The sequence below is a fragment of the Pseudomonas sp. MYb118 genome (assembly GCF_040947875.1).
In the GTDB taxonomy this organism is placed as follows: Bacteria; Pseudomonadota; Gammaproteobacteria; order Pseudomonadales; family Pseudomonadaceae; genus Aquipseudomonas.
The window spans coordinates 191285-211638 of the sequence record NZ_JBFRXN010000004.1 but is presented as its reverse complement, the minus strand read 5'-3'; the positions used below and the strand labels follow the sequence as shown (position 1 = coordinate 211638).

The window sequence follows — 20354 nt, the reverse complement described above, 5'->3', positions numbered from 1 at the left end:
AAACCGGCCGACTACTGTCACTCGAACAAGTACCCACTGTGGGTCTCCGCTTTGGTTGAAAACGCGCGAAGCTTACGCCCCGATACAGGCAGAGTAAACCAAGGTTTGGCGGGGGGTGGGGGAATTGCGGGGTTCTTCAGGGAGGGTTCAGGAATGGGTTTTTTGGGGTGGTTTTGAGGACCCTATCGCGAGCAGGCTCGCTCCCACAATGGGCCGGGAAATGCGGTTCCATTGTGGGAGCGAGCCTGCTCGCGATGGCGGCCTGGAGACTGCCGAAAATCAGCTGGCAGTGGCCAACAACAAATCCGCCACCGAGCGGCTGTGCCCACGGTGCTTGCCGTGCTCGTACAGCGAGCCGGCAATTTCATCGGCGCGAATCGGCAGGATCGACAGCAGTGTGTCGCTCAGGCCGTGGCTGGCCTGGCAGAAGCCCTGCATGTACAGGCCGGCCTTGCAGCGTTCGTCGGTGATCAGTTTGTAGTTGCGGTCCACTTCGAAGTCGCCCAGGTACTCTTCCAGCGGCGCCAGCAACTTGCGGTGCATCTGCCGCTCGTAACCGGTGGCCAGCACCACGGCGTCATATTGGCGAGCCGTCACTTCGCCGGTGGCGTTGTTGCGCACCACCAGTTCGATGCCGCGTGCGGTGGCGGTGGCTTTTTCCACGGTGGTCAGGGTACGGAAAGCGTGACGGGCGATGCCCGAGACTTTCTGCCGGTAGAAGATGCCGTAGATGCGCTCGATCAGGTCGAGGTCCACCACCGAGTAGTTGGTGTTGTGGTACTCGTTGACCAGCCGCTCACGTTCGCTGCTGTTCTGCTGGAAGATCAGATCGGTGAACTCCGGCGAAAACACCTCGTTGACGAACGGGCTGTCATCCGCCGGCTTCAGCGCCGAGCCACGCAGGATCATGTCCACCTGCACCGACGGGAAGCTGTCGTTCAGGTCGATGAAGGCTTCCGCCGCGCTCTGCCCGCCGCCGATGATCGCGATGCTCATCGGCTGGTTGTTCACGCACGGCTGCTTGGCCATTTCCGCAAGGTACTGCGAGTGATGGAACACCCGGCCGTCCTCTTTCAGCGCCTTGAACGCTTCAGGAATACGCGGCGTCCCACCGGCGCTCACCACCACCGAGCGGGCGGTGCGCACGTGTTGCTGGCCCTGGATATCACGCGAGATCACCCGCAGCGCTTCGACCTGCTGGCTGTGCACCACCGGCTCGATGGTCAGCACTTCTTCGCCGTAACGGCTTTGCTCCGTGAACTGTCCGGCAACCCAGCACAGGTAATCGTTGAACTCCATGCGGCACGGGTAGAAGGTGCCCAGGTTGATGAAGTCCACCAGGCGCCCGTGCTGCTTGAGGTAATTGACGAAGGAGTAAGGGCTGGTCGGATTGCGCAGGGTCACCAGGTCCTTGAGGAAGGAAATCTGCAGTTCACTCTGGGTGACGAGGGTGTTGCCGTGCCAGCGATAGTTGGCCTGCTTGTCGAGAAACAGCACATCCAGCTCGCCCTGGCTGGCGGCGCGTTCCTGCAGAGCGATGGCCAGCGCCAGGTTCGAAGGGCCGAACCCTACACCGATCAGGTCGTGAACGAGGGGCGATGCAATTGCCTGTGTCATTTCCAGTGTCCTCTGGATGAACCGCTCAACCGCGGGGATTAAACCTCAATGACCTGGCCTGCGCGGAGCAGGACTGCAAGTCGTCTGTTGATAGGGAACGAGGACAGTGAAATAAAATTTAAGCCGACGTGTGCGCGATCAGTGCGCTTCCCACTGGCGCATCTGCACCCGGCAATGCTTCATCGCATTGACGATGTGCTTTTCCACCAGCGCCCGGGAAATCCCCAGGCGTTCGGCGATTTCCGGGTGCGACAGGCCTTCGAGCTTGCGCAGCAGGAAGCTCTCGCGGCACAGCACCGGCAACTCGGCGAGGGCGCGCTGGAGCATTTCCAGGCGCTGGCCGTGATCGAGGCTGGTGTGCGGGGACGGGGTGAAATAACGCTCTTCGCTGTCGAGCACTTCCAGCGATTCGACTTGGCGCAGGGCATTGCGCCGATGGTCGTCGATCACCAGGTTGAGCGCGGTGCGATAAAGGAAAGCCCGGGGTTGCTCGATCGGCGTGTCGCTGGAGCGCTCCAGAACCCGCAGATAAGCGTCATGCACCACATCTTCGGCAACCTGACGGTTGCCCAGCTTGGCATTGAGGAAACACACCAGCTCGCGGTAGTAGTTTTCCAACCATGACTCCCGGCCGCACGTGTGCGGCGACTGTCCTTGAGCCAGATCCGCGACCGCCCGACGGGCAGTGGCACGATGGTGGCAATTTCGAGCGTGTAATTTATAGTAATTCTCATATAGATTTAAAGCGTTGTTTGAATTTGCTGCACAAGTCGTACTTTCCTACACACCTGTAACTCCGTGTGTCCGAGGTTAAATTCCTTCGCGATTCCATCGTTTACAGGACAGCCCCCCGTTTCTGTCGGCCCTCCGACAGCGTTCGCCTGCCGCCGCCGTGGCGCGCCAGTTGAATGACGGGCCGAACTCCTTTGGCCGGAACACTGCATGAAACGTCCCCGTCACGCCCGACGCGCCCTGCTTGTCGCCCTCTGTCTGATCCCGATCATCGCCGTCTCGGCCTGGCAAGTCCTGCCTCCGGGCCGCGATCAATACGCCACGGTCCAGGTCGCGCGGGCGGATATCGAAAGCAGCGTCACCGCCCTGGGCACCCTGCAACCGCGACGTTATGTCGACGTCGGTGCGCAGGCCTCCGGGCAGATCCACAAGATCCACGTGGAAGTCGGCGACGTGGTCAAGGAAGGCCAGTTGCTGGTGCAGATCGACCCATCCACGCAACAGGCCAAGCTCGACGCCGGGCGTTTTTCCATCGACAACCTCAAGGCCCAGTTGCAGGAGCAACGGGCCCTGCACGACCTCGCGCAACAAAAGTACAAGCGCCAGCAGAACCTCGCCGCCGGCGGCGCGACCCGCGACGAAGACGTGCAGACCGCCCAGGCCGAGCTGCGCACCACCCAGGCGCGCATCGACATGTTCCAGGCGCAGATCCGCCAGGCCGAGGCCAACCTGCGCAGCGACCAGGCCGAACTCGGCTATACCCGCATCTATGCGCCCATGAGCGGCACCGTGGTCGCCCTCGATGCCCGCGAAGGCCAGACCCTCAACGCCCAGCAGCAGACGCCGCTGATCCTGCGCATCGCCAAGCTGTCGCCGATGACCGTCTGGGCCGAGGTCTCGGAGGCCGACATCGGCCACGTCAAACCGGGCATGACCGCCTGGTTCACCACCTTGAGCGGCGGCAACCGGCGCTGGAGCAGCACCGTGCGGCAAATCCTGCCGATTCCGCCCAAGCCGCTGGACCAGACCAGCCAGGGTGGTGGCAGCCCGGCCAGCACCAGCAAGAGCGGCAGCGCCCGCGTGGTGCTTTACACCGTGCTGCTCGACGTGGACAACGCCGACAACGCGCTGATGGCGGAAATGACCACCCAGGTGTTCTTCGTCGCCAACCAGGCGAAAAACGTCCTCACCGCACCCATCGCCGCCTTGCAGGGCAGCCCCGAGCCCGACCGCCAGACCGCCAACGTGGTGGCAAAAAACGGCGCCATCGAGCAGCGCAGCGTGCGCACCGGCATCAGCGATCGGCTGAAGGTGCAGATTCTCGACGGTCTCGAGGAAGGCGATCACCTGCTGATCGGCCCGGCCGACGGGAGTGGCGGCTGAATGCAGACGCCCCTGATCGAACTGCAGGACATCCGCAAGGCCTACGGCGGCGGCGATTCCCCTGAGGTTCACGTATTGCGCGGCATCGACCTGTCGATCCATGCCGGCGAATTCGTGGCCATCGTCGGCGCCTCCGGCTCCGGCAAATCGACCCTGATGAACATCCTCGGCTGCCTCGACCGGCCGACGTCGGGCGAATACCGCTTCGCCGGGGAAAACGTCGCGGGGCTGGATAGCGACGAACTGGCCTGGCTGCGCCGCGAGGCCTTCGGCTTCGTGTTCCAGGGCTACCACCTGATTCCGTCCGGCTCGGCCCAGGAAAACGTCGAGATGCCGGCGATCTACGCCGGCACCCCCGCCGCCGAGCGGCATGCCCGCGCCGCCGCCCTGCTCGACCGCCTGGGCCTGGCCTCGCGCACCGGCAACCGCCCGCATCAACTGTCCGGCGGCCAGCAGCAACGGGTGTCCATCGCCCGCGCCCTGATGAACGGCGGCCACATCATCCTCGCCGACGAACCCACCGGCGCCCTCGACAGCCACAGCGGCGCCGAGGTCATGGCCCTGCTCGACGAACTGGCGAGCCAGGGCCACGTGGTGATCCTCATCACCCACGACCGCGAAGTCGCGGCGCGGGCCAAGCGCATCATCGAAATTCGCGACGGCCTGATCATCAGCGACAGCGCCCACGACAACCCCGACGCGCAAAATTCGGCCAACCCCGGCGCCCTGCAAGCCGTCGACCTGCGCAAGCGCCTGAGCGAAGGCGCCGAGCAGACCGGCGCCTGGAAAGGCGAGCTGGTGGACGCCGTGCACGCGGCCTGGCGGGTGATGTGGATCAACCGCTTTCGCACCGCACTGACGCTGCTGGGCATCATCATCGGCGTCGCCTCGGTGGTGGTCATGCTGGCCGTCGGTGAAGGCAGCAAGCGCCAGGTCATGGCGCAAATGGGTGCCTTTGGCTCGAACATCATTTACCTGAGCGGCTCGGCGCCCAACCCGCGTACGCCGCCGGGCATCATCACCCTCGACGACGTCGCGGCGCTGGGCAGCCTGCCGCAGGTGATGCGCATCATGCCGGTCAACGGCGCAGAAGCCGGTGTGCGCTTCGGCAACCTCGACCACATGAGCTACGTCGGCGGCAACGACACCAACTTCCCGGCCATCTTCAACTGGCCGGTGGTCGAAGGCAGCTACTTCACCGCAGCCGATGAACAGAACGCCGCGGCCGTCGCGGTGATCGGCCACAAGGTGCGCAGCAAATTGCTCAAGGATGTCGCCAACCCCATCGGCCAGTACATCCTGATTGAGAACGTGCCATTCCAGGTGGTCGGCGTGCTCGCGGAAAAAGGCGCCAGCTCCGGCGACTCCGACAGCGACGACCGCATTGCCGTGCCCTACTCCGCCGCCAGCGTGCGTCTGTTCGGCACGCACAACCCGGAATACGTGGCGATTGCCGCTGCCGACGCGCGCAAGGTCAAGGAAACCGAAGTGGCCATCGAGCAACTGATGCTGCGCCTGCACAACGGCAAGAAGGATTTCGAGCTGACCAACAACGCCGCGATGATCCAGGCCGAGGCGCGTACCCAGAACACCCTGTCGCTGATGCTCGGCTCGATTGCCGCGATCTCGCTGCTGGTGGGCGGCATCGGCGTGATGAACATCATGCTCATGACCGTGCGCGAGCGTACCCGTGAGATCGGCATCCGCATGGCCACCGGCGCCCGCCAGCGCGACATCCTGCGCCAGTTCCTCACCGAAGCGGTGATGCTTTCGGTGGTCGGCGGCCTGGCCGGCATCGCCCTGGCGCTGATCGTCGGTGGCGTGCTGATCCTCAGCGAAGTCGCCGTGGCCTTTTCCCTGATGGCCGTGCTGGGCGCCTTCGCCTGCGCCCTGGTCACCGGTGTCGTCTTCGGCTTCATGCCGGCCCGCAAAGCTGCCCGGCTCGACCCGGTCACGGCCCTTACAAGTGAATGATCGACCTATGAAACCGCGTCTCAGCCTGTTGACCCTGTGCCTGCTGCTCAGCGCCTGCGCGGATAACGCCCCGCGCCCGGACAGCGGCATCGTCGCGCCCGCCGCGTGGCAGTCGCCGCACACCGCCCAGGCGCTACGCGACAACGCCCAATGGTGGACCCGCTTTGGCAGCCCGCAACTCGATCGCCTGATCGAACAGGCCCGCGCCGGCAGCTTCGACCTGGCCGCCGCCGTCGCCCGCGTGCGCCAGGCCCAGGCCGGCACCGTGATCGCCGGCGGCTCGCAACTGCCCGAGGTCAAGGGCGCGGCCAACGCCAACCGGCAGAAGCTGCTGCGCGGCAATGGCTACAACCAGCTCGACGTCGACGACAGCAACAAGGCCGTGGACTATTTCGACGCCAGCCTCACCGCCAGTTACGAGATCGACTTCTGGGGGGGCCAGCGCGCCACCCGCGACAGCGCCCGCTTCAACTTGCAGGCCAGCGAATTCGACCAGGCCACCGTCGAGCTGACCCTGCTCAGCGGCGTGGCCAGCAGTTATGCGCAGACCTTGTCGCTGCACGAACAACGGCGCATCGCGGAACTCAACCTGGCCAACGCCCAGCGCGTGCTGAACCTGGTGCAGACCCGCTTCGATTCAGGTTCGGCCACGGCCCTGGAACTGGCGCAACAGAAGAGCCTGGTGGCGGCCCAGCAGCGGCAGTTGCCCACCGTGCAACAACAGGCGGTGGATGCGCAGATCAGCCTCGCCGCCCTGCTCGGCCGCCCGGTGCAGGAGCTGCCGCCGTTGCAGGAAACCTTCGATCAGTTGCAATGGCCGACCATCGACAGCGGCGTGCCCAGCGACCTGCTCAGCCGTCGCCCGGACATCGCCCGCGCCGAAGCGCAATTGGCCGCGGCCCAGGCCGACGTGCGCGTCGCCCGCGCCGCCATGCTGCCCACCGTCACCCTCAGCGCCAACCTGGGTTCGGGCGCCAACACCGCTGCCGATATTTTGCGCAGCCCGTTCTACAACCTTACTGCGGGGCTCGCGGCACCGATCTTCAACAACGGCCGGCTCGGCGCCGAACGCGACAAGGCCAACGCCCGGCAACAGGAGCTGCTGGAGAACTACCGCGCCAGCATCATCAACGGCTTCGCCGACGTGGAAAAAGCGCTGAACAGCATTCGCGGGCTGGATGAGCAACGCCAGTGGCAAAGCGAGGAACTGAACCAGGCGCAGACCGCCTTCAACATCGCCCAGAGCCGCTACCAGGCAGGCGCCGAGGACCTGCTGACGGTGCTGGAGACGCAGCGCACGCTGTATGCGGCGCAGGATTTGAATGTGCAATTGCGGTTGGCGCGGTTGCAGGCGAGTGTGGCGTTGTACAAGGCGCTTGGGGGTGGGTGGCAGGCTTTGTGATTGGCGGTGCTCTGTAGAACATCGCGAGCAGGCTCGCTCCCACACTGGATCTTCAGTGTTCACAAAACCACTGTGGGAGTTCAGGTGTTCACAAAATCTGTGTTTCACCAGTTCCACTGTGGGAGCGAGCCTGCTCGCGATGAACGATAACGCGGTCTCAACCCCTAACTGCTGATCGGATTCACCTTCAAATGCCGCGCATACCAAGGCCGCTGCGGCACCCGCCGAAACAGCCCGGCCAGTTTCTGTTCATCGCCGATGAAGGTAATGCGCAACGCCAGTTTCATCGTCTCGGGGTCCATCTCCACCGACTTGCCCACCTGCAACCCCGGCGTTGTGCTGCAGCCATGGGTCACCGGGCCCAGCCACGGGTCGGCCACCTCGACCCAACGCCCCGGCGCGAACCACGGCACACCATTGACCTGCAGCCGGCTGACCTCCCCCGGGGTGGAAGCGCTCGTGGGCGCGAAACCAGTCTTCGAGGCGGTCGTCGATCCAGCCGTGGAAGCGCCAGAACACCGGGTGCACGTGGGAGGAAAACGGGTCGCCGAGGAAATCGTTTTCCGCCGCGTACCAGCGCGCCGCGAAGTCCGCCGGGTCCCTGGCGAACGGCACGGGCTGGCCGTTGGACGGGTCACGCGGCACCGAGGCCCAGCGCATGTGCAGCCAGTCATGCAGGCCCAGTTCGATTTCCGAGCCGAACTGGCCGAGGGTCAGTTGCGAGAGGTAACGCGGGTCGCGGTAGCGCGACTCCCAGACCTCGAAATTGCCGTGGTAGGTTTCGGCGGTCTTGATGTCGCTGACCCACTGGGTGTACTCGCTGTCTTCGGCGGCCAGCCAAGTTGGCGGCAGCGCCATGCCGTCGTGGTTGTCGAAGTAACGGGCGAAGCCGGTGCGGTCGCGTTCAAGCTCCGGCTGCGGCATGGGAAAGCTCGACCAGGAAGGCAGGTCCTGCATGGAGCGCGCCGTGCCGAGCATGTGCCGGTGCATGAAGAAAAAATCGACGCCCGAGCCGTTGCGGTCCTTGCGATCGCCCCGGGCATCGCGTTCCTGGCCCCGTGGGCCGGGCTGCCAGCCGATGCCGCGCAGGGCCTCGCGCTTGTCTTCGGGCAAGGTGTGCCATTTGTCGCGGCTGGCGTGCCACAGCTGGTGGAACAACCGATGTTCGGGGGACACCAGCCAGGCCAGCAGCGTCGGGTTCAGGCCGGCACGCTCGCGGGCTTCGGGGAACAGGCGCTTGCGCGCGACGAAACGATTGTCCTGGGCCGGCTGGGCGAGTGGCTGATCCAGGCGCAGCAGACGGCCGCTCAAGGTGCCGCTGCCGGCGTTGCCGAAATCGGCCCAGACTTCATCGAGCACCACCGTCAGTTCATAGGCCGGCGCGTCCTCGCTCGACTGGCTGTCGAACAGGCGCCAGTACAGCTCAGTGGGTTGCGGCTGCACCAGGTCGCCAACCACCCGATAGCGCGGTGGCGCTTCGCCGCGCAACTGCTCGGCGGTATCGAGGTAACCGCGCAGGCCGCGGCCGCGCTGGGCAACATCAAGAAACAGTTCCAGGCCGGTCAACGGCAACCCGTCCAGCCCCGCGTGCGAACCTTCGAAACGGATGCCCCAGACCCCGCGCAGCGAATTGGCCAGTTGTTGGCCGGCGGTGTCCGCCAGCTCGACCGTGGCCTCGCCCGGGGTGATCGTCGGGTCCGGTTTCGTCCACTCACGATGCCCGAAAAAAGCCGCCGGCACCGCGGCGCCCGTGAGCGCCAGGCCGGCCATGAACCATCGCCGAGAAATCTTCATTGCCCTACCTGTGTCAGCCATGGAGCAGGCTTTATCCAAGCTAGAACGAGTGTTGCCCGGCTAAATTTAGAAGCCATCGCGAGCAGGCTCGCTCCCACACTGGATCTTCAGTGTTCACAAAACACATGTGGGAGCGAGCCTGCTCGCGATGAGGCCCGCACGAACACTAAATTCCTCCCTCAGCCACTCGTTCTCCCCAGATAGCAAAGGCCCCCGCGCCTGCACCTCGACGGCGAACCTGACTGAGACGGCAATGAAAAGACCACGTTCGAAAAAGGCTTTGTACATCGGCCTGCCATTGGCTTTGGCGATCGCCGCGGCGGGCGGTCTGGCCGCCTGGGATCATTGGTTCAGCGACGATCTCGGTTACCCGGACAAGGTGGTCAAGCAGGCCGATGAGTTGCACCAGCGCCTGCTGTCCTTCGACAGCCACGTCAGCCTGATGCAGAACTTCGGCACCGACGGCCACGAGGCCGACAAGGATGGCGAAGGCCAGTTCGACCTGGTCAAGGCCAACCGTGGCCAGTTGTCCGGGGCGGCTCTGACGATTTTCGGCTGGCCGGAAATCTGGAATGGCGCCAACGCTCCGCACAAGCCCACCGACGGGTTTGTCGACGAGGCACGCAACCAGCAGGAAATCCGCTACAAGATCATCACCGGCATGGTCCGCGACTTCCCCAACCAGGTCGCCATCGCCTACACCCCGGACGATTTCCGCCGCCTGCACGGCGAAGGCAAGTTCGCCATCTTCATCAGCATGCTCAACGCCTACCCGCTGGGCCACGACCTCAGCCAGCTGGACCTGTGGACGGCGCGGGGCATGCGCATGTTCGGCTTCAGCTACATCGGCAACAACGACTGGGCCGACTCCTCGCGCCCGCTGCCGTTTTTCAACGACTCGCCCGATGCACTCAACGGTCTCTCGGACCTGGGCAAGCAGGCGGTCGGCCGCCTCAACGACCTGGGGGTGATTATCGACGTGTCGCAGATGTCGACCCAGGCCCTGCAACAGGTGGCGCAGCTGAGCCGCACGCCGCTGGTGGCCTCGCACTCGGCGCCGCGGGCGATGGTCGATATCCCGCGCAACCTCAGCGACAAGGAAATGCAGCTGATCAAGAACAGCGGCGGCGTGGTCCAGGTCGTCGGCTTCTCGCAGTACCTCAAGCCGCTGACGCAGACCACCCAGGACAAGCTCAACGAGTTGCGCAAAAGCTTCGACCTGCCGCCCCTGCCCAACCTCGCCATGGCCCTGATGCCGGGTGACCCGATCATCGCCGCGTGGTCCGAAGAGAAGTTCGGCAAGTACGCCAGCCGCCTCTACGCGATCCTCGAGGAAGAGCCCAAGGCCAGCCTCAAGGACCTGGGCGACGCCATCGACTACACCGTGCGCAAGATCGGCATCGACCATGTCGGCATCAGCTCCGACTTCAACGAGGGCGGCGGCGTCAAGGGCTGGGAGAACGTCGGCGAGATCCGCAACGTCACCGCCGAGCTGATCTCGCGCGGCTACTCCGAAGCCGACATCGCCAAGCTGTGGGGCGGCAACTTCCTGCGGGTCTGGGACCAGGTGCAGAAAGCCGCCAAACCGGCACTGATTTCCCAGCAGGACACCCGCAAACCATGACCGATCGTCGTACGTTCCTGAAACAGGCCGGCCTGCTCGCCGCCGCCCTGCCCCTGTCTGCCGGCCTGCCAGGCGTCGCCAGCGCCGCCCCGCTGGCGCCGCCGTTGCCACGGGACAAGTGGGCGCAACTGCGGCAACTGTTCGATCAGGACCCGGACTACCTGCACTTCTCCAACTTCCTGGTCACCTCGCACCCCAAGCCGGTGCGCGACGCCATCGCCATGCACCGCGCAGCCCTGGACAAGAACCCCGGGCTGGCCATGGACTGGGACAGGGGCGTCACCGAACAACGCGAGGAAGAAGTGCGGGTCTGGGCCGGCCGTTACCTGAATGCCGATGCCAAGCAGATCGCCCTGACCGGCAGCACCACCCAGGGGCTGGCGATGATCTACGGCGGCGTGCAGGTACGCGCCGACCAGGAAATCCTCACCACAGCCCACGAGCATTACGCCACCCACACCATTCTGGATCTGCGCAAGGAGCGCGACGGCACCCGCGTGCGCAAGATCGAACTGTTCAAGGACCCGCAAACCCTGTCGCGCCAGGAAATCCTCGACAACATCGACCGTGCCATCGCGCCGCACACCCGTGTGCTGGGCATGACCTGGGTGCATTCGGGCAGCGGCGTGAAACTGCCGATTGACGACATCGGCGCGCTGGTGGACAAGCACAACCGTAACCGCAGCGAACAGGACCGCATCGTCTATGTGGTGGACGGCGTGCACGGTTTTGGCGTGGAGGACCTGGACTTCCCGACCATGAACTGCGACTTCTTCATCGCCGGCACCCATAAATGGCTGTTCGGCCCGCGCGGCACCGGCATCGTTTGCAGCCGCAGTAGTGAGGTCAAGTACGTCACGCCGATCATCCCGACCTTCTCCGAGGCCGAGCACTTCTCCACTACCATGACGCCCGGCGGTTACCACTCGTTCGAGCACCGCTGGGCGCTCAACGAAGCATTCAAGCTGCATTTGCAACTGGGCAAGGCCGAGGTGCAGGGGCGCATCCATGCGCTCAACAGCTACTTGAAGCAGCAGTTGGCCAAGCATCCGCAGATCGAACTGGTGACACCGCGCAGCCCGGAGTTTTCCTCAGGCTTCACCTTCTTCCGAATCAAGGGCAAGGACAGCGACGAGGTCGCGGCCTACCTGATGCAGAACCGTGTGGTGGCCGATGCCGTGGAGCGCGATGTGGGCCCGGTGATTCGCACTGCGCCGGGTTTGCTCAACAACGAGGGCGAGATCGATCGCTTCATGCTGTTGCTGGCCAGACAGCTCTGACTTATCCACTTGTTGACGAGGGAAACGATGAACCGTGCGTTGTCAGGTTTTTCCATGGGGGCGCTGCTGGCGCTGGCCATCGGCGCGGTGCTGCCGGCCAGTGCCCAGGCGGGCGCGATTGCGCCGGGCAAGGTGTTCAAGGACTGCAAGGATTGCCCGGAAATGGTGGTGCTGCCTGCCGGCACCTTCAGCATGGGTACGCCGGAGGATGAAGTGGGCCATGAGCCCGACGAAAGCCCGCAACACCCGGTGACCTTTGCCCGGCCGGTGGCGATCAGCCGCTTCCAGGTGCTGGCCGGCGAATGGCAGGCCTACCTGCGCGATACCGGTTACGTCATGCCCGACGGCGACGACCGCCCCGGTCGCGAGTGTAAGGCGGGCATCCCGCGCTACGAATACACCGCGCGCCACCCGGCGGTGTGCATGGACCTCGAGGAAGCCCGGGCGTATGTGGCCTGGCTGTCGAAAAAATCCGGCAAGTCCTACCACCTGGTCAGCGAATCCCTGCGCGAATACGCCGCCCGCGCCGGCAGCACCGGGCCGTTCCCCTTCCCGTTCGATGAAGGCAAGGAATACAGCATCGCCAAGCACGCCAACACCTACGGCGCCGCCGACGGCTACAACTTCACCTCCCCCGCCGGCCGCTTCCCGGCCAACGCCTTCGGCGTGTATGACATGCACGGCAACGTCTACGAATGGACCGCCGACTGCTACACGGAAAACTACGTCGGCGCCCCGAGCGACGGCAGCGCCTGGGTGACCGAAGACTGCAAGGTCCAGCGTCTGCGCGGCAACGACTGGGGCGAAGCGCCAGTGTTCTCCCGCTCGGGCAACCGCAACGCCGCCTACGGCGATGCCCGCGGGGATTGGCTGGGCTTTCGGGTGGCGCGGGATTTGTAATCCGGTCGCCGCGTGAACACAGATCAACTGTGGGAGCGGGCTTGCTCGCGATGGCGGTGTGTCAGGCACCATTGATGCTGATTGTGCCGGCCCCATCGCGAGCAAGCTCGCTCCTACAGGGTTTTGAGATGCACACGAACTTTGTGAGCAACCCAGATCAACTGTGGGAGCGGGCTTGCTCGCGATGGCGGTGTGTCAGGCGCCATTGATGTTGAATGTGCCGGCCTCATCGCGAGCAAGCCCGCTCCCACAGGGTTTTGTGGTGCACACAAATTTTTTGAACCACCCAGATCAACTGTGGGAGCGGGCTTGCTCGCGATGGCGGTGTGTCAGTCACCATTGATGTTCGATGTACCGGCCTCATCGCGAGCAAGCTCGCTCCCACAGGTTTTGTGGTTAACGCAGATGTTGTGAAACACCTGAATCCATTGTGGGAGCGAGCCTGCTCGCGATGGCGGTGTGTCAGTCACCATTGATGTTGGATGTGCCGGCCTCATCGCGAGCAGGCTCGCTCCCACAGGGTTTTGAGGTGAACACAAATTTTGTGCCCCCCCCCAGATCAACTGTGGGAGCGAGCCTGCTCGCGATGGCGGTGTGTCAGACACCATTGATGTTGGATGTGCCGGCCTCATCGCGAGCAAGCTCGCTCCTACAGGGTTTTGAGGTGAACACAAATTTTGTGCCCCCAGATCAACTGTGGGAGCGGGCTTGCTCGCGATGGCGGTGTGTCAGTCACCATTGATGTTGGATGTACCGGCCTCATCGCGAGCTGGCTCGCTCCCACAGGGTTTTGAGGTGAACACAAATTTTGTGAACAACCCAGATCAACTGTGGGAGCGGGCTTGCTCGCGATAGCGGTGTGTCAGTCACCACTGATGCTGGATGTCCCGGCCTCATCGCGAGCAAGCCCGCTCCCACAGGGTTTTGAGGTGAACACAAATTTTGTGCCCCCCCAGATCAACTGTGGGAGCGAGCCTGCTCGCGATGGCGGTGTGTCAGACACCATTGATGTTGGATGTACCGGCCTCATCGCGAGCTGGCTCGCTCCCACAGGGTTTTGAGGTGAACACAAATTTTGTGAACAACCCAGATCAACTGTGGGAGCGGGCTTGCTCGCGATGGCGGTGTGTCAGGCACCATTGATGCTGGATGTGCCGGCCTCATCGCGAGCAAGCTCGCTCCTACAGAGTTTTGTGGTTAACGCAGATGTTGTGAACGACCTGAATCCATTGTGGGAGCGAGCCTGCTCGCGATGGCGGTGTGTCAGGCACCATTGATGCTGGATGTGCCGGCCTCATCGCGAGCAGGCTCGCTCCCACAGGTTTTGTGTTCAGGCTGACATCCCATCGCCAAACCCACCCACAAACCCGTGCGCGGCTAAATCGTCGCCCGCGGGTTTCGTCTTTTAACCAGCCCAACTCTTTGAACCTCTGCCCTTGCCGGCCCTTGAAGTGGAAACGCCCATGACCTCAAAACCCCGCGGAGCCATCAGTGAAGTCCTCGGCCTGCTCAGGCCTTACCGGGTCGTCGTGGTGTTGTCCATCCTCCTTGGCATGCTCGGCGGCCTGTCCATCACGGCGCTGCTGGCGACCATCAACGATGCCCTGAATGGCGACGGCATTCCTTCACCCCAAGTGCTGGCGACCTTCGTCGGCCTGTGCATCGCCGCGCTGTCGACCTCGATCCTGTCGGACATCGGCACCAACCATGTCGGCCAGCACATCATCGCCGGCCTGCGCAAATCCCTGGGGGAAAAGGTGCTGCTGGCGCCCATCGAGCAGATCGAGCGTTTTCGCAGCCACCGCCTCATCCCGGTGCTGACCCACGACGTCGACACCGTCAGCGACTTCGCCTTTTCCTTCGCCCCGCTGGCCATCGCCTTCACCGTGACCCTCGGCTGCCTGGGTTACCTGGCCTACCTGTCGCTGCCGATGTTCGCCCTGCTGCTGGTCGCCATCGTCATCGGCACGGTGGTGCAGTACGTGGCGCGGGCCAAGGGCATTCGCGGCTTCGAGGCTGCCCGTGAAGCCGAGGACGAGCTGCAAAAGCACTACAGCGCCATCGCCGCCGGTGCCAAGGAACTGCGTATCCATCGCCCGCGCCGCCAGCGCATGTTCAGCCAGCGCATCGAAGGCACCGCCGACTACATCTGCAACACGCACATCCGCTCGATCAACACCTTCGTGGTGGCCAAGACCTTCGGCTCGATGCTGTTCTTCGTGGTGATCGGCCTGGCGCTGGCCCTGCAAGCGTTCTGGCTGGGCACCGATAAAGCCGTGCTCAGCGGCTTCGTGCTGGTGCTGCTGTACATGAAGGGCCCGCTGGAATACCTGGTGACCACCCTGCCGGTGATCAGCCGCGCCAACATCGCCTTCAAGCGCATCGCCGAACTGGCCGAGCAATTCTCCTCGCCGGAACCGCACCTGCTGCTGCGCGAAAGCGTCGCCGAAAAGAAAGCCAGCGTGCAGCACCTGCAAATGCGCGACGTGCACTACGCCTTCCCCGCCGTCAAAGGCAGCGCCGCGTTCGAACTGGGCCCGGTCAACCTGACGATCAACCAGGGCGAAATCGTGTTCATCGTCGGCGAAAACGGCGGCGGCAAGACCACCCTGATCAAACTGCTGCTGGGCCTGTACGCGCCGCAACGCGGTGAAGTGCTGGTCGATGGCCAGGTGGTCGGCGCCGAGGGCCGCGACGACTACCGCCAGCTGTTCACCACCATTTTCGCCGACTACTACCTGTTCGATGAACTGGTGCAGGGCGACCAGCAGGTGCCGGAAGACGCCAATCGCTACCTGGAACGCCTGGAAATCGCCCACAAGGTCAGCATCCAGGATGGCGCCTTCAGCACCACCGACCTGTCCACCGGCCAGCGCAAGCGCCTGGCCCTGCTCAATGCCTGGCTGGAGGAACGCCCGGTGCTGGTGTTCGACGAATGGGCGGCCGACCAGGACCCGACGTTCCGGCGGATTTTCTACACCGAGCTGCTGCCCGAACTCAAATACCTGGGCAAGACCATCATCGTGATTTCCCACGACGACCGTTATTTCGACATTGCCGATCAACTGGTGCGCATGGAAGGCGGCCGGGTCGTGGCACAACAGCAAGCGGTGGCGGCAAGCGCATGATGAACGAGCTGATCGATGACGATGTACTGGCGCTGCTGCTGGCAGAAACCGCCGATCAACCCCAGGGCATCAGCGCCCGCCCAGGCCAACGCCCGGCGCCGATGTCCTTTGCCCAGCAACGCCTGTGGTTTTTGCAACAAGTAGCCCCGGACAGCGCCGCCTACAACCTGCCCCGGGTGATTCGCATCAGCGGCGCGTTGCCGCCGCAGCGCCTGGAGCGTGCGCTGAATCAACTGCTGGCCCGTCACGACATCCTGCGCACGGCGTTCCGCGAAATTGACGGCGTGGCGATGCAAGTGGTCGACGCACAGGCGCGGCTGGTCCTCGACCAGCACGACCTGACCCACCTGGCCGAACAGCCCCGCGCCCGTGAAATCGCCCAGCGCATCGAGACCCAGGCCAACACGCCGTTCGATCTGCGCCAGGCACCGCTGATGCGCGCCACTCTGCTCAAGGTCGGCGCCGATGACCAACTGTTGCTGCTGGACATGCACCACATCGTCTCCGACGCCTGGTCCAATGCGATCCTCATGCACGACCTGACCTGCGCCTTTGCCCAGGACAATCCGTTGCCGCGACCGGCGATCCAGTACGCCGACTACGCCGCCTGGCAACGCGGCGAATACCTGCGCAGCGCAGCCTGCGCCAACAGCGCCAGGTACTGGCAGGATTATTTGGGTACACCGCTGCCGACCCTCGACATGCCGGTGGACGTTGCCCGCAGCGAACAGCATCGCCACCCCGCCGGGCAGCACGACCTGCGCCTGCCGGCCGAACTGTGCGCCGAGCTCAACCGCTTTTGCCAGCAACAGGGCCTGACGCCGTTCGTGGTCGCCCTCGGCGCCTGGCAGTTGCTGCTCAGCCGCTACAGCGGCCAGCACGACTTCACCGTCGGCGTGCCCAACGCCACGCGCAATCGTAGCGAAACCCAGGAACTGGTCGGCTGCTTCGTCAGCAGCCAGGTGTACCGCGTGCGCATCGACCCGCTGCTGCCGGCCCGCGACTTCCTGCAACGTCTGCGCCGAGAATCGCTGGCGGCCCTGGACCACGGCGACTATCCGCTGGAACTGAGTTTCGACGCCCTGCAATTGCAGGCCAGCGCCCAAGCCAACCCGCTGTTCCAGGTGCTGTTCAACTGGCGGACCGACAGCGTCGCGCCCGAACGTATCGACCTGGGCGGCGTATCGCTTGAATTTCTCGACAGTGGTCCGGGCCAGGCCAAGTTTGACCTGTCGCTGGATGTCAGCTATTCGCAGCAGGGCATCGAAGCGAACCTGGAATACAGCCGCGACCTCTACCTGCCGGCGACCATCCTGCGCATGGCAGGGCACTGGCAGAACCTGCTGCGGGCGCTGATCACGCAACCTTCCCGGGCCCTGGGTGAACTGGCGCTGCTGGACGATGCCGAGCGCCACAGGCAACTGCGCCAGTGGAACCCGCCGTTGCTGGCACCGCCCGAAGAACGCGTGGACCAACTGTTCGAACACCAGGCCCAGGCCACGCCCGATGCCGTGGCGCTGATCTGCAACGACCTGACGCTGAGTTATGCACAGCTCAACGCCGCCGCCAACGCGCTGGCCCATAGCTTGATTGCTCAAGGCGTCGGGCCGGAAGTGTTGGTGGGCATTGCCGTCGAGCGCTCGGCAGCGATGATCATCAGCCTGCTGGCGGTGCTCAAGGCCGGTGGCGCCTATGTGCCGCTCGACCCCGATTACCCGCAGGAGCGCCTGGGCTGGATGATCGAAGACAGTGGCCTGAGCGTGCTGCTGAGCCAGCAATCCCTGCTGGGCCACCTGCCGTCCCTGCCGGGCGTGCAGGTGCGTTGTGTCGATGACCTGGACCTGCTGGGCGCCTCGCCGGCGACCAATCCGCGCTGTCGCACCACGGGCAACAACCTCGCCTACGTGATGTTCACCTCCGGCTCCACCGGACGCCCCAAAGGGGTCGGCATCACCCAGGCGGCGCTGACTCGCCACGCTCAGGTGGCGCTGGAATTCCTCGGGCTGACGCCAGAGGACCGCTCGCTGCAATTCGCCACGTTCAACTTCGATGCCTTCGTCGAACAGCTTTACCCGGCGCTGATCTGCGGCGCCTCGGTGGTGCTGCGCGGGCAAGACATCTGGGACAGTGCCACCTGGTACCGCGAACTGCTCGACAAGCAGTTCACCACCAGCGACCTGACCACCACCTACTGGAACATGCTGGCCAAGGATTTTGCCGCCGCAGGCCAGCGCGACTACGGCGCGCTGCGCCAGGTGATCGTCGGCGGCGAAGCGATGCCACCCGAAGGCGTAGCCGCCTGGGGCCAGGCCGGGTTGGGGCATGTGAAACTGCTCAACACCTATGGCCCGACGGAAACCACGGTCAGCGCCACCCTGCTCGATTGCAGCGACTACGTGACCGGGCAATTGCCCCTGCCCAGGAGCATGCCGATTGGCCAGCCGCTGGGCGGGCGCAGCATCTACCTGCTGGACACTGGCGGCCAACCGGTGCCGGTGGGCGTGGTCGGTGAACTGGTGATTGCTGGCGACCTGCTGGCGCGGGGTTACTTCCAGCGCCCGGAACTGACCGCCGAACGCTTCATGCCCGACCCGTTCGGCAGCCCCGGCGGGCGCCTGTATCGCACCGGCGACCTGGCGCGCTATCGCGCCGACGGGGTGATCGAATACGTCGGACGCCTGGATCATCAGGTGAAGATCCGCGGCTTTCGCATCGAGCTGGGCGAAATCGAGTCCTGCCTGCTGCAATCACCACATGTGCGCGAAGCATTGGTGGTGGCGCGCGAAGGCTCCGCCGGCCTGCAACTGGTGGGCTACGTGGTCCCCCGCGAAGCGGCGTTGGACGAGCAACAGCAACGGCAACTGCGCGATACCCTCAAGGCCGAACTCAAGGCCAGCCTGCCGGGCTACATGGTGCCGGCGTACCTGATGGTGTTGCCGGCCATGCCGGTCAGCCCCAACGGCAAGCTCGACCGCAAGGCCCTGCCGCTGCCCGACCTGAGCCAGGCGCAGCGCCCCTTCATTGCCCCGCAGACGCCGCTGGAGCAGGGCCTGGCCCAGCTCTGGCAGGAAGCGTTGCAGGTCGAACGGGTCAGCCTCGACGACAACTTCTTCGAACTCGGCGGTCACTCGATCCTGGCCATCCAGTTCATCTCGGCGCTGCATGCGCGCCTGGGCATCAAGCTGGCGCTGCAACAGATGCTGGCGCACCCGACCATCGAAGCACTGGCTCGGCTCATCGCCCTGGAACACCAGCAGAACGTGCAGTGCGTGGTCGAGCTGAACGCGTCGACGCAGGCGGCCCAGCCGCTGTTCTGCCTCCACCCCAGCGGTGGAATCGTATTCTGCTACCAGCCCCTGGCGAAAAAACTCGCCGACCACGCCAGGACCTACGGCGTGATGCACAAGGGCTTCGCCGACAAGGACGCCAACCCCCAATGTTGGGCCGAAATGATCGACGACTACAGCGCGCAGATCATCGACACCCAGCCCCACGGCCCCTATCGCCTGATGGGCTGGTCACTGGGCGGCGCCATTGCCATGGACGTGGCGGCCAGCCTCGAACGCCAGGGCCATGAAGTGAGCTTCCTGGGCCTGGTCGACACCACCCTGCCCGATCGTGACCTGCCGGCCGATCTGCCGCGCAAGCCGCTGGAAGAAGACAACCCCAACCACCTGAGCCCGGAAAACGAACTGCTGGCGGCGCTGGAAGTGTTCAGCCTGATGTTCGCGCACCTGGAAGAAGCCGCCTCGGCCTACGTCGCCGCCAACCCCGGCACCGACCTCAAGGCGTTCTACCGCTGGGCCAGCACGCAAACGGCCACCGGTGAACAGGAAATGATCGCCACCCTGGAAGGCATCAAGCAGGAAATCATGAACGCCCAGGCCTATGCGATCCACGATCGACTGGTCGAAGCATTCGATGCCTTCAGCCTGCCGATGCTCAAGGTCCAGGCCAGTTGCTGGTGGTCGCTGTCGCACAAGACCCTGGAACAGGTGTTGCACTCGGAACAGGTGCTCAAGGCGCATAACGTGAACGGCCAGTTGCAGGGCTCGATCCACTCGCCGCTGCCGCATCGGAGCATGATCTACAGCGAGGGGTTGTTGGATTCGTTTTTTGAGGTGTTCCTGCAAAGCCTGTAAATCCCTCCCTGTGGGAGCGAGCCTGCTCGCGATGGTCGTCAACGGTAACGCGCGCGACCTGATACCCCGCGGTGCCTGCCCCTCCATCGCGAGCAAGCTCGCTCCTACAGATGTTGGGTGTTCACCAATATCCAGGAGCCCGCTGTCCCTGTGGGAACGGGCTTGCCCGCGATGGTCGTTAACGATGATGTGGGCGGTCTGATACCCCGCGGTGCCTGATCTTCCATCGCGAGCATGCTCGCTCCTACAGAATGTTGGGTGTTCACAAATATCCAGGGGCCCGCTGTCCCTGTGGGAGCGGGCTTGCCCGCGATGGTCGTCAACGATGACGCGGGCGGTCTGATGCCCCGCGGTGCCCGGTCCTCCATCGCGAGCATG

At 64.3% G+C, this 20354-nt stretch carries 10 protein-coding genes and 1 pseudogene; 8 read left to right on the top strand and 3 right to left on the bottom strand.

Features of this window, described 5'->3' with window-relative positions; translation table 11 throughout:
* Nucleotides 1–279: 279 nt before the first annotated feature.
* Nucleotides 280–1617 (bottom strand): lysine N(6)-hydroxylase/L-ornithine N(5)-oxygenase family protein, encoded by a 1338-nt coding sequence (locus ABVN20_RS27035; RefSeq protein ID WP_368558856.1) that lies wholly within the window; start codon nt 1615–1617, stop codon nt 280–282.
* Between the two features lie 138 nt (nt 1618–1755).
* Nucleotides 1756–2235 (bottom strand): sigma-70 family RNA polymerase sigma factor, encoded by a 480-nt coding sequence (locus tag ABVN20_RS27030; protein ID WP_368558855.1) that lies wholly within the window; start codon nt 2233–2235, stop codon nt 1756–1758.
* Between the two features lie 324 nt (nt 2236–2559).
* Here ABVN20_RS27030 and ABVN20_RS27025 point away from each other — a divergent pair, with 324 nt between their 5' ends.
* Genes ABVN20_RS27025 through ABVN20_RS27015 form a run of 3 tightly spaced genes read left to right on the top strand, consistent with a single transcriptional unit; the run spans nt 2560 to nt 7108 of the window.
* Nucleotides 2560–3732 (top strand): efflux RND transporter periplasmic adaptor subunit, encoded by a 1173-nt coding sequence (locus tag ABVN20_RS27025; protein WP_368558854.1) that lies wholly within the window; start codon nt 2560–2562, stop codon nt 3730–3732.
* Entirely contained in the window at nt 3733–5706 is a 1974-nt protein-coding gene (locus tag ABVN20_RS27020) for a MacB family efflux pump subunit (RefSeq protein WP_368558853.1), read from the top strand.
* A gap of 7 nt (nt 5707–5713) precedes the next feature.
* On the top strand, nt 5714–7108 hold the full coding sequence (locus tag ABVN20_RS27015; RefSeq protein ID WP_368558852.1) for an efflux transporter outer membrane subunit: 1395 nt from the start codon (nt 5714–5716) through the stop codon (nt 7106–7108).
* A gap of 164 nt (nt 7109–7272) precedes the next feature.
* Here the strand turns inward: ABVN20_RS27015 and ABVN20_RS27010 are convergent.
* Nucleotides 7273–8902 (bottom strand): annotated as a pseudogene (locus ABVN20_RS27010) (PvdJ/PvdD/PvdP-like protein).
* Nucleotides 8903–9155: 253 nt separating this feature from the next.
* Between ABVN20_RS27010 and pvdM the strand changes: the two are divergent.
* The 5 genes from pvdM to ABVN20_RS26985 all read left to right on the top strand — a co-directional run bounded on the left by pvdM (nt 9156) and on the right by ABVN20_RS26985 (nt 19976).
* Nucleotides 9156–10526 carry a pyoverdine-tailoring dipeptidase-like protein PvdM gene (gene pvdM / locus ABVN20_RS27005; protein WP_368558851.1) on the top strand — a complete coding sequence of 457 codons (1371 nt, stop codon included), beginning with the start codon at nt 9156–9158 and terminating at the stop codon, nt 10524–10526.
* Nucleotides 10523–11806: an aminotransferase class V-fold PLP-dependent enzyme gene (locus ABVN20_RS27000; RefSeq protein WP_368558850.1), complete on the top strand. Its 1284-nt coding sequence runs from the start codon at nt 10523–10525 to the stop codon at nt 11804–11806. Before pvdM ends, ABVN20_RS27000 begins: the two co-directional genes overlap by 4 nt.
* 27 nt (nt 11807–11833) lie before the next feature.
* A complete protein-coding gene (locus ABVN20_RS26995; RefSeq protein WP_368558849.1) occupies nt 11834–12706 on the top strand; it encodes a formylglycine-generating enzyme family protein in 873 nt (290 codons plus the stop codon).
* Nucleotides 12707–14169: 1463 nt separating this feature from the next.
* A complete protein-coding gene (locus tag ABVN20_RS26990; protein ID WP_368558848.1) occupies nt 14170–15834 on the top strand; it encodes a cyclic peptide export ABC transporter in 1665 nt (554 codons plus the stop codon).
* Nucleotides 15834–19976, top strand: a complete 4143-nt coding sequence (locus tag ABVN20_RS26985; protein ID WP_368558847.1) for an amino acid adenylation domain-containing protein — start codon at nt 15834–15836, stop codon at nt 19974–19976. The genes ABVN20_RS26990 and ABVN20_RS26985 overlap by 1 nt, the downstream gene beginning before the upstream one ends.
* The last annotated feature ends 378 nt before the right edge of the window (nt 19977–20354 follow it).